The following is a 15,560-nucleotide window of genomic DNA, read 5'->3' as shown; positions in this document are numbered from 1 at the left end:
ACCATCTTCGGCGAACGGACGGACATGACCCGAGACGACACCCCCACCCTGCGGGCGCTGGGATTCAGCGACGACGAGATACGTGAGCTTGGCCTGTGGGAACCGGCGGCCGGTGAGCCTGCCCAACTCGCTGAGGCGTACATCAGGCGCTCCAAGGCCAAGGACACCCTTTCGACGCTCCGGGCCCACCTGCGGGACATCGTGCGCGCCGCATCCGCTGAGGGCATCGCCATTCGCCATGTGCACTTCGAGCAGCGCAGCGCGTCCAAAGCGTATGTCCGGCGCGAGGAATTCGAGAACGCGACACAGGCCATTCTCGACGGCCGTAGTCGCACGCTGTATGTCTGGCGCACGGACCGGCTTTCCCGGCGGGGTATGGGGGCAGTGGATCGCCTCATTGATCAGTTCCGGGGCGCACGCATTGTGGTGACGTCCGAAGGGCTCGACTCGTCCAAGCCGGGGATGCGGATCATTTTCGGGATCCTCGCCGACCGCGCCAGGGAAGAGGCAAAAGCAATAGCCCAGCGCACCAAGACCGGCGGAGACGCACATAAGACTGAGGGGCGCTGGCCCGGCGGAGTAGTGCCCTACGGTCTGCGCTGCCCCAAGGGAACCGGGAAGCTGGAGCATGACCCGGCGGAGTACCCGACAGCGCGCCGTATCGCTGCGTGGCTGCTCGATGGCGTCACCCCTGCGTCTATCGCCAACACGCTGAATGCCGAGGGCACGCGTACGCGCAAAAGCAAGATGTGGCGGGCGCAGACGGTCATCCACCTTGCTCAGTCGCCGAGCTGGGCCGGTTTGATTCCCGACCGTGAGCGGGCACGTGATGAGCATGGCGACCACATCGATAAGTGGCACCGGGGTGGGAATCCACTCATGGCCCCGGACGGACACCCCGTAGCCGCTGGCGTTGGTGTGGTGACCTACGCGGAATGGGAGCGAATCCGGCTCATCATCAGCGGGCGCAGCCGACCGGGGACCACCATCGGTGACCGTACGCGCGGAGTTCGACGGGCTAAGACAATCCTCACCGGCATTCTTCGCTGCCCGTTCTGCAAGGGGGCCATGGGGAATGGCGGCCGGAACTATCGCTGCCTCGCCCGAATCAATCAGGGTGAGTCCGTGTGCAAGGGGGCCGCGACGCTGCGCGAAAGGGCGGATGAGGCTGCCGCCGTGCTGTGGATCAATCACATCGTGAACCTGCCGCCCGACTCCCCGACGATCCTGGCCATTGCGCGTCGCTGGCTTTCGTACGAGGACCCGGCGGTCGAGGCACGCAAGCAGGCAGTAACCCGCGCGCTTGATGACGCTGTGGAGCGGGAAGCGCAACTGCGTAAGGAGCGGTTCATTCTCAGCCGGATCAGCGAAGCGGACTACGAATACCTGTGGGGCGCGCTGAACGCTCAGATCGAATCGCTGAAAGCCGAACTTGCCGAGGTGTCAGCGGGTGCGGACCTTTCCCCCTTGATGGACCCAGAGGCGCTCATCGACCTTTGGAACTCCGCCGGGGTCGACGGCCAACGGGCACTACTCAGCGCAGCACTCCGCCGGGTGACACTGCTGCCTGCCGGTGGAAAGGGCGACCGCACGCCGATCCTGGACCGTATGGAGCCTGAGTGGCTCGATGACGACACCAGCCATTCCGACGCCGCGTGGGAAGCGTGGGAGCGACGCAGTAGCGAAGCTGACAGCGATGGCTGACGAGTTGGCAGCGAACGACTAGGCGCCTCTCTCTCAGCCTTTCAGCCCCTCTTGGTCCCCATGGCCGGGAGGGGCTTTCGCATGCCCTCAGCGGGGCGTACAGGACCGGGACTCCCAGGCGAGCGGATAACCCACCAGCCTTCCTGTGGCCCGGATAACGGCTAGGTAACGGAATGCCTCATCGTCTCATTGTGTGAGATTGGTCTAGACCTGTTGAATCAGCGGGAGTGTAGATCGATGAATAACTAGGCAAGATCAAAAGCCCTCTGACCTGCAAGAAGTGTAGAAGTGTAGAAGTGACGATCAATTCAGATCCTTCTAGGGACTCCAAGCAGTAACCAGACCGACCCTCATTTCTGCACTTCGTCACCTACCCCCTGTCTAGGGCCGTTGCCAACCCGGGGCCGGTCGCCCGATACAAATAACGAGTAGGGCGGATACGTCCCCGCCCGCTAGCTCAGTCGACGCCAGCGCACGCCGTCAAGGCTGCGTAATCCTGAGCACCCAGGGCGAAAGCCCCACCTGTACTGAGCCTCCCGGCTCGGTTGTTCCTCGCAGACTGACTGGCGTCGGGTTTGCGAGCTGAGCAACCGGCCGGGGGGCTCTTTCTCTTTTTCCCGCGAGGGGGACGTAACCGTGACTCGACCCGGCTATCGCACAGTGCACGTCCGACTAACCCGGCAGTGCGGCCCAGCAAGGCATCATGCGTGCGCATGGTGTGGTCGCACTGCGGAACAATGGGCGTACTTGCACACCGACGAAAATGAAATCCTCGACCTGGAAACGCGCCGACTCTGGTCTGTTGACGAGTCGCATTACGCGCCGATGTGCCTGCGTCATCACCGGCAGATGGATCGGACATACCGCGAGAGTGGTTACAACCGGTGCCTGCTAGCCGAGCGGGTCAAGCCCTTGCGTGATCAGGCTTGGTCCGCTGTGTCTGATGATCAGCGCGCACATGAACAGCGGCAGCGTGAATCGGCCGTACGAATAGCCAGGCAATACCACCAGGGAAGGTGTCGATGATTCGACTACCCCTCATGCCGGGGCGCGACGTGGATACGCGCAACGCTTAACGCGATGACCACCTACCAGTTTTGGTACGTGGCATCGCTTCGAGACCTACCGGGGCTGCACCCCTGATATCGCGTCTCGCCCCATGATCTAGGCCCGTAGGCCCGGTACTCACTCCCTGTCGTGCAGGACAGGTAGCAGTGAACCCGGGCCTACGGGTCTTTTGTTTTTCACCCGCTGCTCATGCAAAGCGGCACCCGCAGCCGGCTGGAGCTTCCTCGCTGGTCAGCGGCCTGCGCGTGGCTTCTTCCGGGCTGTCCAGTTCGCAAATCTGGAGCCCTCGTGATCCTGCTCGCTGTCTTCTCTGCTTTCTGTGCGGCCGCAAGTGCCAGCGCCCTGACTTCCTGAACGATCGAAAGGCTTCCGCATGATCGACCCTTCCATCACTAAGGCGCTGGCCGAAGTGCTCGAACCGCGCCCCGGTAGCTCGGTCCCGATTCCGCAGGTCCATGGCGCCGTGTTGGCGAACCTGGGAATTGACCGAGGGGTCAGCTTCCGTGACGTCAAGAATGCGCTTCGCGCCGCTGGCGTTTCTGTGCGGGTGGATGAGCGCGGGGGTGAGCACTTCGCCCGCGATGTGGTCCTCGGCCCTGATGTGCCGGTGCGCGATCCTGGGCTCGAAAAGAAGATCCGCACGATGCGGAGGAATGCGCGGTGAGCCCGTACAAGCTGACGCCGGATTCCCCTGGGTATCGCACGTTCATGGATGCCGCGTTCTGTACCGTCGCGTTCGCTGAGCATGGCGGCGTGGAAGTACCCAGGGACGTCCAATGGGCTTTCACGCAAGTGGCTACGCCTCAGGGAATCCACGTTCCGTACAGGACGGTCCGCCATTACCTGCGCGAGCGTGGAATCGAGACGCGCTACATATCCGGACTGGGCAAGGACAGATACTGCGTCGGAATCATCCTGCGCGACGAGTACGCCAACCCAAACTAACGACTGAGGAAACATGGACATCAACTCTCTGCCTGTGGGCGTAACCGTTCCTGCTGCCGTCATCAAGGCGCAGGCTGATCTAGACGCTGCCTGGGACCGCTACGGCGAGGCGCAGCTCGAATACGACGATGCCCTAGGCGATGGTTACCTTGAGCGCGCGCAGGCCCGTGATGCTGCTGCCGCTAAGGCTGCGACGCTGGCCGGAAAGACGCTGCCTAAGGGCGAGTCCGAAGTGTCGCGCGTAACTGCTATGCGAGGTACGGCGGTTGGCGTTATCGAGGCCATGGAGCAGCAGATTCGGGCCGCTGGCGCTGTCGTGAATCAGGCATGGTCTGCGAGCGCGCCTGAACTACGTGAGCAGGTTGTAAAGGCGCTGAAGCGAACTGAGCAGGAGTTCGCCGATACAGAACTAGCGCACCGGCGCGCCCGTGGCGATTTCCGACAGGCTGTCTCCGCGCTGGCTGCTGTCGACTACATGGCGCGAGGTAAGCGAGGACCGGCGCCCATCTTCACCAGCAACGAACAGCGGGGCGATTCCTTCACCAAGCTGGGCCGTGACTGGCTCAAGGTCAATTGCGTCAGCGTCGATCCGGGGGACATCGTCCGCGTGCGCGTCGGCGAATACACCCGAGAGCTAGCGGCCGACGTGGCGGAGAAGTTCATAGCCGCTGGCGTGGTCGGGCCGATTGTCGAAGACGCCTAACCCGCTGAGCTGCGCACTGACGGAGCTACTGGATATGGGGCCCGGCATTCCGCTGGGCCCCTTCCATGAAAGGACAGCGGACCCGTGAGACTGCGTGTCGGAACGTTGTGTCGACTGGTCTACCAGGACTCCCAACTCAGCGGCGGAGATGAGTTCGACGTGCCCGACGAGAGCGCCGCTCAATGGCTGCGCACGGGCCTGGTTGTCCCTGCCGATGGCGTCTGGCCGGAGAATGCGGCGCCACCCCCCGAGCTACCTGTCAGGCCCGCTGAGAGCCGTACAGCGAAGCCAGCGGCTAAGCCTGGTGAGTACCTGCCGCATGCGTTGTGCCAGCCTCCCCCGTCCGGCCGGAAGTCTGTGTGCAGTGTGCCGAGTTGCCCGTGTCAGGTACCCAAGGGGAAATGCCTTGAGTGCACGCGAGCGCAGCGCAGGCATCGGAACAAGTCAGCGCACCAACGGGCCTATCGCTCCAAGGAATGGCAGCGCACACGGACAGCCTTCCTCCGTGAACATCCGTACTGCGAATGCGAGGAGTGCGCCCTGGTCCCCGAGCCGCTGAGATCTTCGGGCGAAGTGGTCGACCACATTGACGGGCTCGGTCCGCTGGGTCCGCGCGCTCATGACTGGTCGAACCTTCGGGCAATGACGACTGCTCATCACAACCGACGAACCATGCGCGACCAAGGCAACGGAATGTGAGCCCCGACAACATTCATTGGTCACTTTGCGTGCTCGGGGGTGGGGGATGGACCCCCAAACGCCTAGGGGGCAGGAGGCGCGGGGGAGGTGTCCGTGCCATTTACCGCTGGGAATCAACTTTCCGGGGCGTGCCCCGACTACCGAATGTGAGGTGATCCCATGGCCGGGGTCAAGGGAATGAAGCAGCCGCGAAGGAATCCAATCCAGCGCGGCGAGACAACTACCAAGCTGCCCAGCTTTTGCGACCTGCCTACTCCGCCGATCCCGCCCGGCGCCAACTTCACTGCTGAACAGACCCGGCGATGGGAAGAACTCTGGTCCACCCCATCCGCCTGGCTTTGGTCCGAATCGGAAATCGGTCTCGTCGCTGCGTATGTCCACCTCGAACGAACTCTGTTCGATGGCTCTGGTACGGCCGCCACAATTCGTGAGGTGAAGGCACTGGGTGAATCGCTGGGCATGACACCCCAAAGCCGGGCGCGCATGGGTTACGTGATCGAAGAGAGTGCATGAGTAAGAAACCGAATGAACGCCAGCGCGCTGCGCAGACCCGTAAGGCCGAGGCCCCGACACAGGCTGACCGGAACATTTGCCCGAAGCATCGGCGCTACGTGCATTTGGGCACCGCATGCAAATACTGCGCTGCTGGATATCGCGTGATCAGCGAGAATGAAATGATCATTGCGACTGGTGAGATCGTCTCGCTCGCCGACGTCGACCGCCCGAACCTGGGGGCCAGCGCCGACAGTCTGCGCAAACGGCTGGGCGAGGTGACCAACTGAACAGCTATTCAGTAGCCAACTGCGCTCGGTATGCAGCTCTGTTGGCTTCGATGTCCATCTCATTCGCCACTCAGCAGCATCTCGCCGTAACGCATGACGTTCCCCAACTCCCCTCGTACGCCGTCCCGTTGGCCATCGATCTATACCTCGTCTGGGCAGTGCGGATGCGGCGGGATGTGGCGCTGGCCGTCCTCGTGTCCGTCGCGGCCAACGTGGCCGGAGTGCTGACCGCTGATCCGCTGGCCAGTGTCGACACCTGGGTCAGTGCCGGACTGCACGCCGTGTTCCCGCTGACCCTCTGGCGGATGCACCGGCCGGTGACCGCTGAGGCGCCCGCCCTGGCCATACCGGTGACCGGGGACCCTGCGCCCCTGGCGGTCGCTCCTGTGGCCGCTGAGAGCCTGCCGGACACCTGGCCGGACGATGACCTGTGGGTCGACTTCCATGGCAGTGCGGCGGACGTCGACCCGGTCACCCCTCCGAGTGCCGAGGACGTGCGCACGGTCATGGCTTCACTCGCTGCGGACCATGGCCGACCCGTGACCGGCCGGATGTTGGCCGACCACTACAGCGTCAGTGAGCGCACCGGACGCCGGTATCTAGCGCTGGCCGGTGACGCGTGAGTGACCTGCCGCATTACCTGGGCTTGTCCGCCGAGGAATTGAGCGCGCCACTGTGGACGTTTCCGCCGCTTGATGTGTCGTTGGTCCAGCGTGCGCGCCGCCGAATTCTGGGTGCCGGTCCTGAGTTGCAACCGCATGCCCTCGCTGAGTCTGATGAGCGCGTTACCGAGTTCGCCGATACCGAGTAGCAAGAGCCCCGATCCTGGACATTCCAGGGTCGGGGCTTTGCTGTGTTCTAGATTTCGTTAGCTTCCGTAAAGAGTGGCCCTCGCCGGCTGAGCCCCACATGGGCGTTGACCTGCGACGTTGCGCCTGAGAGAGATTGTGATGGCATGCGCTAGCGCTAAGCTGCCTGATGTTCGGCGAGTAGGGATGCGACTTCCGGCACGTCGGCGAAGTCTTGCAAGCGGCGGAGTATCACGCGCACCCGTTCGGCCGTCCGTTCCGATGGAATGTCGGATGCCAGCGAGATAACCCGTTCGGCTACTGCGGCTGCTTCCTCAGGCTCATTGGCATCCGCGAGAGCGACGACCAACCAGGAGAGATACAGGGCGACTTCCCGTGAATGCGTCGCGTCGTATCCGCCGAGGACGTCACGGAGCAATGGCACGGCGCGCAAGGGTCGGTGCAGCTCTGTGTACACGCGGGATTCCATGACGCGCAGTTCGCCAGCGTCGACCCAGTACAGGAAGGCGGGCGACTCGATTCCGGCGCCGTCCTCGCTGAGTGCTTGTCCAGCTTCCCCCAGGGCGCGCATTGCCTGCTGGCCGTTGTCGACTCCGCCGAGTTTGGTGTGTGCCCATGCGACCCGATCGAGATAGAGCGCGCGGGCCTTTGGCGGAGCGTCGTTGCCAGCGTCATTCAGCGCCGCTTGGGCGAGCGTCAGCCCTTCGGATTCCCGCCCGGTGTTCGAGAGTTGGTAGGCCAGCGATCCGGCCACGTTCCCGGCAAGGGTGTGGTCCTCGGCCTGCGTGGCTGCGCTGATCCCGAGCCGGTAAATGCGCTCGGCTTCCGCGTGCTGGCCAGCGTCTGAAGCGATCCATCCAGCGATCTGGGCCAACTCCCCAATCTGCCTGAGAAGTTGGCGGCCTACCTCGCCCGTGTGGCTGCCTTCCCGGTAGAGCTTCACGGCGGAGCGCAGTTCCCGAAGTGCCGGGCGGATGAGGTCACCCCCGGCTAGGACGTCATCGGCCAGCCGCAGGCCGTGCACCCGCTGTTGCAAGTCGTCCACCTGGACCATGCCGACACGGCGCCCTGTACGGCCATCTGCGGGGCTTAGCGGGTCACCTTCGGGCAGGAACTCGGCCAGGGTCGGCAAGGGAGGCTCAGCGGGCACCAGGGGCGCGCGGAGCACATCCACGGATACGCCGAGGGCGGCAGCGATAAAGGGCAGCCACTCGCGCGGAGTTCGTCGCCCGGTTTCCCAGCGGCTGACTTCCTGACGTCCGACCGGATCGCCGATCACCCCGGCTGCCTGGCAGACCTCATGGGCGAGGCGCGATTGACTCCACCCGCGCTGTTCGCGCAGGCGTTTGATGTGCGGCCCGACGCTGTTCCTCATGGCCCTAAGCATGGCCTACAGGGCGCGTTTTCTGGCCTACACAGAGGCAGACACCGGGCCGCTAGTCACTGATCATTTCCGGGCGGAGTCTGGACGGCATGACCGAGCCACAGCGATTCCAGACAGCGCCGTTCATGTTGCCGCTGATGTTGGTACCGGACCCGGAACCTTCGGCCGGTTGTGACGTCTGCCGGGCCCTGGGCTCGCAGCGCACGGAAGCCCGAACACGCGGCGATCTTTCCCGAGTGAGTGACATCAACATTGAGATCCGGCGGCATGCCCACGGGGAGGGTTCATGAGCCGCGCGATTCTGCGCTACGTCAGGCACTCAATCCGGCACGTACCTGAGGGTGGCTGGGTATTCGAAGCGGCCTGCGTTGCGTCGAACTGCGCCGAGGATTCCGGCCCGCAGGACACGCAGGAGGCTGCGCAGGATTGGTGCCTGCGGCATACCGGCCGGAATCCCACGCATGATCTGTTCCGCCGTGTCGTGACGGACCATGCACGGGTCACCCGCGCCGAGTAGGTGGTCAGACTGGCCCCTGGCGTGCGCTGGCCGATGGTGCACGGCAGAGGCTTTCGGCGTTCATCCCCGCTGGTCAGGCGGTTCGAGATAACCTGATGTTCCGTTGGTCCACGCCCACCAGACGGCGAAGAAGATCATCGCGTAGTCGAGGATGCCCTGTCCCGCGTGCCCCTCCGCCACGGCGTGCACCAGTTCGGCGCCCGCCTGGGCGATGGCCACCACGAAACACAGGTCGAACAGGAGCTCCAGCGGCGACGCGACCCGGTGTACCTCGTCGCGGCCCCGGGCGGTCATTCTGCGCAGTGGCCGGTGGTTCGCGGGCCGTGGTGCCGAGGCGGATTCCGGAGCGGAACGGGAGGTCATAGGGCCAAGCACAGCAGAAAAGCGCCGGAAATTCTTGTGAAAGCCTTCACAAGCGCCCCTGGGTCGGCCGGGCCGGCCCCGCGCCCCCGCGGCGTAGGCTTGGGGCATGAGTCCCGCCCCCGCCCCCGAACCGCGCGATCCGAAGCCGGCACTGGTCTTCGACGATCCGTTGAACCAGCAGTCCTCGGACGATACGGACCGCGGGTGGGGCGAGCGGGCCGACAGCACCGGTGACAGTGCCGCCGACCTGAAGCGCTTCCTCGACGAGAAGCCGCCCCACCACCTCTGAGCCCTGCCCCGGGTGTCCTCGCCCCGGGATGCGCCGCCCCCGGGCTCCCGGCGCCGGCGCCCGACGGGTTTCCGGGCGCGTGCCCCCGGCCTCGCCGTCAGTAGTCGCGGCGTCCCTGACCGCGCTGGGCGACCAGCTCGTCGCGGATCTGCTTCAGCACCTCCAGCTCGGACACCTCCATGACCTCCTTCGCGCCTTCCTTCGCCTTCTGGCGGGCCGCCTGCCGGGCCAGGAACTTGGCCATCGGCAGCACCATCAGGAAGTAGACGACGCTGGCGGTGATCACGAAGCTGAGCGTGGCGCCCAGCACCGAGCCCCACATGATCTGGATGCCCTTGGCGTTCGCTCCGGTGCCCGTGCAGCGGCCCTCCAGACAGGAGCTGTAACTGTCGAGGTTCTTCGTACCGACAGCGCCGACCAGCGGGTTGATGATGCCCTTCACCACGGCGTTGACGATGTTGGTGAAGGCCGCGCCGATGACCACGGCGACGGCCAGGTCGATGACGTTGCCGCGCATCAGGAAGGCCTTGAAGCCCTCCCAGACGCCGGGCTGCTTGTTGTCGCTCACTAGGAGGCCCCTCCGCACACGTTGTGGAACAAACAGCTCCGCAACCTACGGCAGGGCATGTCGGGCCTGTCCAACTGGGTAGCGCGAAGGAGAGACTTGACACGGTTTCGCCGCTCATCGCAGGGTCACCGCCAGCCGTGACGTGGTGCCGGCGCCGACCAGCCGCAGGGCCGTCGCACGCGGAACGGACAGGACGAGCAGTCTTCCGGTGTCGGTGGTGCCGACGTCGGGAACCCCGGTGACCCGCGCCCCGGCCGCGACCACCCGGACCTCGCCTCCGCCGCCCGCCGCGACCACGTCGACCCGGTCGCCGGGACGCACCAGGTCCACCGTGGCGCCGTCGGCGATCCGGACCGGCGCCCTCACGCTCTCGGTCACGCCCGCCCCGCGCGGAGATGCGGACGCCGTGGTGGAGGCGGACGCGGAGGGCATGGGCGCCGGATGTCCGCGCGCCCCCTCGCCATCGCCGGGGCCGGCCGCCACGAGCGCGGCCGCCGTCATGGCCAGGCCCGCCGCGGCCGCCCGCCTCCTGTGCCGTGCCAGGAGCCGCAGCCGTCCGTGCCCGCCGCGCACACGGACGGGCGCGAACTGCGGCACCTCGCACGTCGGAGGCGTGTCCGCGCCCGGCGGGCGGATGTGTTGAGAGAGCTGTGCCATGGTGACCACCACCTGCGACGAGGGACCGGCTTGCGATCCCACGATGAGGTCTCGCGGCGAAGCCCGCAGACGTCCGTGGACGAACCGGGGGTTGTGGACAACTCCCTCACCCGAACCGGAGATTCCGCCCCCGTTCGGTCCGGGTCACGGCAGCTCGAAGCCGGGATCCATCCCGCCCAGCGCGCTCGTGCACAGGCAGTCCCGCGATCCGTTCGCCGGCAGCCCCGCGACCGCGTCGAAGAGCACGCCCCGCAGCCGGTCCACGTTCGCCGCGAACACCTTCAGCACCTCGTCGTGCGAGACGCCCTCACCGGTCTCGGCGCCCGCGTCGAGGTCGGTGACCAGCGTCAACGACGTGTAGCAGAGCTCCAGTTCGCGGGCCAGCGCGGCCTCGGGGTGCCCGGTCATGCCGACCACCGACCAGCCCTGCGCCTGGTGCCAGAGCGATTCGGCCCGGGTGGAGAACCGCGGACCCTCTATGACCACGAGCGTGCCGCCGTCCACCGGTTCCCAGTCCCGTCCGCGGGCCGCTCGCAGGGCGGCCTCACGTCCGACGGGGCAGTACGGGTCGGCCAGCGACACGTGCACGACGTTCGGCACCGTGCCGTCGGGCAGCGGCAGCCCGTCGAAGTAGGACTGCGACCGTGATTTCGTACGGTCCACGAACTGGTCGGGAACGAGCAGGGTTCCGGGTCCGTACTCGGAACGCAGTCCGCCCACGGCACAGGGGCCGAGGATCTGGCGGGCGCCGACGGAGCGCAGCGCCCACAGGTTGGCCCGGTAGTTGATGCGGTGCGGCGGCAGATGGTGGCCGCGGCCGTGGCGGGGCAGGAAGGCCACCCGCCGGCCGGCGATCTCGCCGAGGAACAGGGAGTCGCTGGGCGGCCCGTAGGGGGTGTCCACCCGCAGCTCGGTCACGTCGTCGAGGAAGGAGTAGAAGCCCGAGCCGCCGATGACGCCGATCTCGGCAGAGGCCGTCGACCGCTCCCCGGCAGGGGTCTGTGGATTCTCCGTGTTCGCCATGAACGGCACCCTAAGGGCTGTCCCGGACCGAGGAACGCCGAGGACCCCGTCGTCGTAGGACGACGGGGTCCCGTGGAAAGCCTTGGACGGCCGTGTGGGCCCCGGGGCGACGGCCGGGCCGGGGCGCGGAGCCCCGGCGCGGACCGAGGAGTCCCTAAGCGGCGGAGCTGCCGGCCGAGCCGGTGCTCGACGACTTCGTGTCCGAGGACGACGACGTGGACGCCGACGACGAGGACTTCGCGTCCGAGGTCGAGGACGTGGACGGCTTCGACGCCGGCGAGCTGCTCGACGACGAGCCGCGGCTGTCGTTGCGGTAGAAGCCGGAGCCCTTGAAGACAATGCCGACGGCCGAGAACACCTTCTTCAGGCGGCCGTTGCATTCGGGGCATTCGGTCAGGGCGTCATCGGTGAACTTCTGCACCGCCTCGAGGCCCTCGCCGCACTCGGTGCACTGGTACTGGTAGGTCGGCACTTGTCTTCCTCCTGGCACTCTCACTCAGTGAGTGCTAACGACGGTCCATACTGACGTATTCCGCGAGATCAGTCCACTGTCACCGGCACGCGGTGACCGACGCCACGCGCGACGGCGCGGCTCGGGGCCCGTGAGGCGAGGCGTGAACGCAGGGCCACCAGGGTCGCCAGAGCCAGTGCCGTACCGGCCATCGGCACCAGGAACCCCGCGCCGTCCCAGAGCCTGTCCTCCAGCTGTCCGGCGACCGTGACGGCCGCCGCCTGGCCGAGCGCGACGGCACCGGTGAGCCAGGTGAAGGCCTCGGTGCGGGCGCCCTGCGGAACGAGGCTCTCGACCAAGGTGTAACCGGTGATCAGGCTCGGAGCGATGCACATGCCGACCACGAGGCCGAGGCCGGCGAGCACGATCACCGAGTTCGCGGCCCACAGCCCGGAGGCGGCCACCGCGAGGGCGGCGTACCCGAAGACGAGCCGTCGCTGCGGGGCCACCTTCCAGGCGATCGCGCCGCAGACGATGCCCGAGAGCATGTTGCCCGCCGCGAAGACGCCGTACAGGACACCGTTCAGGCCGGGCTCGCCGACCGACTCGCTGTACGCGGCCAGCGAGACCTGCATCCCGCCGAAGACGGAGCCGATGCCCAGGAACGTCATGATCAGAACGCGCACTCCGGGGATCCGCAGAGCGGAACCGTGCTCCACGCGCGCGTGCCCGGCGGCGGAGACCGCGGGCTGCGTGTTCTTCTGCGCGGCGAACAGCAGACCGCCGACCAGGGTCAGTGACGCCTCGGTCAGCAGGCCCGCGGCGGGCGTGACGGCCGTGCACAGCGCGGTGGCGAGCAGCGGGCCGAAGACGAAGGTCAGCTCGTCCGTGACGGACTCGAAGGCGGCCGCGGTCGACATCAGGGGCGAGCCCTGGAGCTTCACGCCCCATCGGGCCCGCACCATGGGGCCGACCTGCGGCACCGAGGCGCCGGTCGGCACGGCGGCGACGAAGAGGACCCACAAGGGGGCGTCCGCCAGTGCGAGCGCGGTCAGGGAGAAGCCGGCCACGGCGTGCACGAGGACACCGGGCAGCAGGACGGCCCGCTGCCCGTACCGGTCGGCCAGACGTCCGGTGAGGGGCGCGAAGAGCGCCATGGAGACACCGGTGGCGGCCGCGACCGCGCCGGCCGCCCCGTACGAGCCGGTGGTGTGCTGCACGAGCAGCACGATGGAGATCGTCAGCATGGCGAACGGCTGCCGGGCGGCGAAGCCGGGGAGCAGGAACGTCCAGGCGCCGCGGGTACGCAGCAGCTGCCCGTATCCAGGACGGGAGGTGACCGTGGATGCCACGGCCCGTGCCTTTCTGCCGCCTGGTAGCGCGCCCGTGCGGGGGGCGCCGAGAGCTGTCCTCTTGCGCGGATCTGCGGTAGATACCGGCATCCCCTGCGGGGACGTCTCGGCCGCCATACGGTCGCGCCAGCTCTGCGTCAGGCAGAGTTGGTTCGATCAAGGTGTGCGTTTCATCGTACAGGGGGTGGCCGTCGCGCCGGGCCTGTGAAAAGGAGCACTCCACCGCCGCGAGCCTGTGAATGCCCATCTTTTTCGCCATCGCGTTCGATGTCTCGCGAGGGACGGTCCGGTGTCCCGCAAGGGCCGACGGCGGCTCTCGACGCCGGCGACAGCCCCTGAAACCCGCAGCAGCCCCTGAAACCCGCCACAGCCCGTAGGGCCGGCCACAGCCTGCAAGGTCCGCGACGGCCCGCAGGACCAGTGACGGCCCACCGGGCCCGCGCCGGCTCGTAAGAAGTGCGTCCCGCACTCGGCAGGAGCCGGCCGGAGGCCCGGCGGTCGCGTCACAGGCCGGTTCGGTGCTGCGTCCGGTGCTCCGTTCCGCCGTCGCCGATGCCCAGCCAGTCGGCGAGCTTGCCGCCCTGGCCCACCGCGCGGAGGCGTCTTTCGGTCGCGTCCCGGACCGGGTCGGTCGCCACGACCAGCAGCTCGTCGCCGAGCCGCAGCACCGTCGTGGGCATGGGCACGAAGGACTCCGCCTCGCGGACGACGAGCGTGACGGCCGCGCCCGGGGGCAGCCGCAGCTCACCCACCTCGACACCGTGCATCCGCGACCCCTCGGGGATCGCCACGGACAGCAGATGGCCGCGCAGCCGCTCCAGGGGGGCCGACTCGATACCCAGGTCGGCGGCCCCGGCGGACTCCCCGAGACGGAGCTTGCGGGCCAGCCAGGGCAGGGTCGGACCCTGGACGAGGGTGTAGACGACGACCAGGACGAAGACGATGTTGAAGATCCGCTTGCTCTCCGCGATGCCGCTCACCATCGGGATCGTCGCCAGGATGATGGGCACGGCGCCGCGCAGCCCGGCCCAGGACAGCAGCACCTGCTCCTGCCACGGGATGCGGAACGGCAGCAGACCCACGACCACGCTCAGCGGCCGCGCCACCATCGTCAGCACCAGGCCGATGAGGAGGGCCGGGACGATGTCGTCGCCCATCTCGTGCGGGGTGACCAGCAGACCGAGCAGTACGAACATGCCGATCTGGGCGATCCAGCCGAGCCCCTCGGCGAAGCCGCGCGTGGCGGGCCAGTGCGGCAGCTTCGCGTTTCCGAGCACCATGGAGGCGAGGTAGACGGCGAGGAAGCCGCTTCCGTGGGCGAGCGCACCGGCGGCGTAGGCCGTGACGGCGATCGCCATCACGGCGATCGGGTACAGGCCGGAGGCGGGCAGCGCCACGTGCCGCAGCCCGTACGCGCCCAGCCAGCCGACCGCGATGCCGACGGCGGCGCCGATGGTCAGCTCCAGCGCGATCTCACCGAGGAGCGCGTACCAGTGCTCCACCGGGCCCACGGTGGAGAACGCGACGACCAGGATGACGACCGGGGCGTCGTTGAAGCCCGATTCGGCCTCCAGGATGCCCGTCACGCGCGCGGGGAGGGGGATCTTCCGCAGGACCGAGAAGACCGCCGCCGCGTCCGTCGAGGAGACGACCGCCCCGATGATGAACGCCTGGTGCCATTCGAGGCCGATCAGATAGTGCGCGGCCGCGGCCGTGACACCGACGCTCACCGCGACGCCCACCGTTGCCAGCGAGGAGGCCGCCGGCAGGGCCGGTCTGATCTCCTTCCACTTCGTGCCGAGTCCGCCCTCGGCCAGGATCACGACCAGGGCCGCGTACCCGATGACCTGGGTCAGTTCGGCATTGCTGAAATGAACGTCGCCGACTCCGTCCTGGCCGATCGCGACGCCGATCCCCAGGTACACGAGCAGCGTGGGAAGCCCGCTGCGTGAGGAGATCCGGACCGCCGCCACCGCGATGAGCAGGACGAGCGAGCACACGAGCAGGAGCTGGTTGAGGTGGTGGACAGTCAGGGGCTGTTCCTTTCTCGCCGATCCGGTCCCGCCGCGGGCGGCCTCCGGATCCGAGCACCGGAAGCCGGCCACTTCGATGCAAGTTACTTCGTTACCTTACCTAACTCTTGACGCTTTCTTGACGTTCCCGGAGGCAAGATCGAACAGCCGTGCTCCCCGGTTTCCTACTCCGCGTCAAGGCGCGGTAGGCCCTGCGCCTATGGTTGCCCCAGC

General features: G+C 67.1%; 16 protein-coding genes and 1 pseudogene. 9 read left to right on the top strand and 8 right to left on the bottom strand.

The annotated features are described in order from the left end of the window. The first annotated feature begins 24 nt into the window (after window positions 1–24). The 7 genes from ACF07B_RS15490 to ACF07B_RS15460 all read left to right on the top strand — a co-directional run bounded on the left by ACF07B_RS15490 (window position 25) and on the right by ACF07B_RS15460 (window position 6,524). Window positions 25–1,704: a recombinase family protein gene (locus ACF07B_RS15490; protein ID WP_392179328.1), complete on the top strand. Its 1,680-nt coding sequence runs from the start codon at window positions 25–27 to the stop codon at window positions 1,702–1,704. Window positions 1,705–3,145: 1,441 nt separating this feature from the next. After that, window positions 3,146–3,436 carry a hypothetical protein gene (locus ACF07B_RS15485; protein ID WP_392179327.1) on the top strand — a complete coding sequence of 97 codons (291 nt, stop codon included), beginning with the start codon at window positions 3,146–3,148 and terminating at the stop codon, window positions 3,434–3,436. Next, complete coding sequence (locus tag ACF07B_RS15480) at window positions 3,433–3,717, top strand: hypothetical protein (RefSeq protein WP_392179326.1); 285 nt, start codon at window positions 3,433–3,435, stop codon at window positions 3,715–3,717. Before ACF07B_RS15485 ends, ACF07B_RS15480 begins: the two co-directional genes overlap by 4 nt. 13 nt (window positions 3,718–3,730) lie before the next feature. After that, complete coding sequence (locus tag ACF07B_RS15475; RefSeq protein WP_392179325.1) at window positions 3,731–4,420, top strand: hypothetical protein; 690 nt, start codon at window positions 3,731–3,733, stop codon at window positions 4,418–4,420. Window positions 4,421–5,278: 858 nt separating this feature from the next. Next, complete coding sequence (locus tag ACF07B_RS15470; protein WP_392179324.1) at window positions 5,279–5,632, top strand: hypothetical protein; 354 nt, start codon at window positions 5,279–5,281, stop codon at window positions 5,630–5,632. Beyond that, complete coding sequence (locus tag ACF07B_RS15465) at window positions 5,629–5,901, top strand: hypothetical protein (protein WP_392179323.1); 273 nt, start codon at window positions 5,629–5,631, stop codon at window positions 5,899–5,901. Before ACF07B_RS15470 ends, ACF07B_RS15465 begins: the two co-directional genes overlap by 4 nt. A 50-nt stretch (window positions 5,902–5,951) precedes the next feature. Further along, window positions 5,952–6,524 (top strand): transfer protein spdA, encoded by a 573-nt coding sequence (locus ACF07B_RS15460; RefSeq protein ID WP_392179322.1) that lies wholly within the window; start codon window positions 5,952–5,954, stop codon window positions 6,522–6,524. Between the two features lie 343 nt (window positions 6,525–6,867). Here ACF07B_RS15460 and ACF07B_RS15455 read toward each other — a convergent pair whose 3' ends face one another. Further along, window positions 6,868–8,085 (bottom strand): helix-turn-helix transcriptional regulator, encoded by a 1,218-nt coding sequence (locus ACF07B_RS15455; protein WP_392179321.1) that lies wholly within the window; start codon window positions 8,083–8,085, stop codon window positions 6,868–6,870. A 295-nt stretch (window positions 8,086–8,380) separates the two neighbouring features. Here ACF07B_RS15455 and ACF07B_RS15450 point away from each other — a divergent pair, with 295 nt between their 5' ends. After that, on the top strand, window positions 8,381–8,611 hold the full coding sequence (locus tag ACF07B_RS15450; protein ID WP_392179320.1) for a hypothetical protein: 231 nt from the start codon (window positions 8,381–8,383) through the stop codon (window positions 8,609–8,611). 96 nt (window positions 8,612–8,707) lie between these two features. Here ACF07B_RS15450 and ACF07B_RS15445 read toward each other — a convergent pair. Further along, window positions 8,708–8,974: pseudogene (locus ACF07B_RS15445) on the bottom strand (low temperature requirement protein A); the annotation flags it as partial. Between the two features lie 106 nt (window positions 8,975–9,080). On the opposite strand from ACF07B_RS15445, the gene ACF07B_RS15440 reads away from it, so the two are divergent. Next, entirely contained in the window at window positions 9,081–9,263 is a 183-nt protein-coding gene (locus ACF07B_RS15440; RefSeq protein WP_328451487.1) for a hypothetical protein, read from the top strand. 97 nt (window positions 9,264–9,360) lie between these two features. Here the strand turns inward: ACF07B_RS15440 and mscL are convergent, their stop codons facing one another. The 6 genes from mscL to ACF07B_RS15410 all read right to left on the bottom strand — a co-directional run bounded on the left by mscL (window position 9,361) and on the right by ACF07B_RS15410 (window position 15,419). After that, window positions 9,361–9,831 (bottom strand): large conductance mechanosensitive channel protein MscL, encoded by a 471-nt coding sequence (mscL, locus tag ACF07B_RS15435; protein ID WP_392179319.1) that lies wholly within the window; start codon window positions 9,829–9,831, stop codon window positions 9,361–9,363. 114 nt (window positions 9,832–9,945) lie between these two features. Further along, the gene (locus tag ACF07B_RS15430) at window positions 9,946–10,488 is read right to left on the bottom strand and encodes a hypothetical protein (RefSeq protein ID WP_392179318.1); all 543 of its coding nucleotides are present in this window, start codon (window positions 10,486–10,488) and stop codon (window positions 9,946–9,948) included. Between the two features lie 144 nt (window positions 10,489–10,632). Beyond that, window positions 10,633–11,511 (bottom strand): S-methyl-5'-thioadenosine phosphorylase, encoded by an 879-nt coding sequence (locus ACF07B_RS15425; RefSeq protein ID WP_369486417.1) that lies wholly within the window; start codon window positions 11,509–11,511, stop codon window positions 10,633–10,635. A gap of 154 nt (window positions 11,512–11,665) precedes the next feature. Then, the gene (locus ACF07B_RS15420) at window positions 11,666–11,983 is read right to left on the bottom strand and encodes an FmdB family zinc ribbon protein (RefSeq protein WP_326787224.1); all 318 of its coding nucleotides are present in this window, start codon (window positions 11,981–11,983) and stop codon (window positions 11,666–11,668) included. Window positions 11,984–12,051: 68 nt separating this feature from the next. Beyond that, window positions 12,052–13,314 (bottom strand): MFS transporter, encoded by a 1,263-nt coding sequence (locus tag ACF07B_RS15415; RefSeq protein WP_392179317.1) that lies wholly within the window; start codon window positions 13,312–13,314, stop codon window positions 12,052–12,054. A 503-nt stretch (window positions 13,315–13,817) separates the two neighbouring features. Next, a complete protein-coding gene (locus ACF07B_RS15410) occupies window positions 13,818–15,419 on the bottom strand; it encodes a potassium/proton antiporter (protein ID WP_392179316.1) in 1,602 nt (533 codons plus the stop codon). Window positions 15,420–15,560: the final 141 nt, after the last annotated feature.

The sequence above is a fragment of the Streptomyces sp. NPDC015532 genome, from assembly GCF_043078065.1.
In the GTDB taxonomy this organism is placed as follows: domain Bacteria; phylum Actinomycetota; class Actinomycetes; order Streptomycetales; family Streptomycetaceae; genus Streptomyces.
The sequence above is the reverse complement of the archived record's forward strand: the minus strand, read 5'-3'. Positions and strand labels throughout refer to the sequence as shown.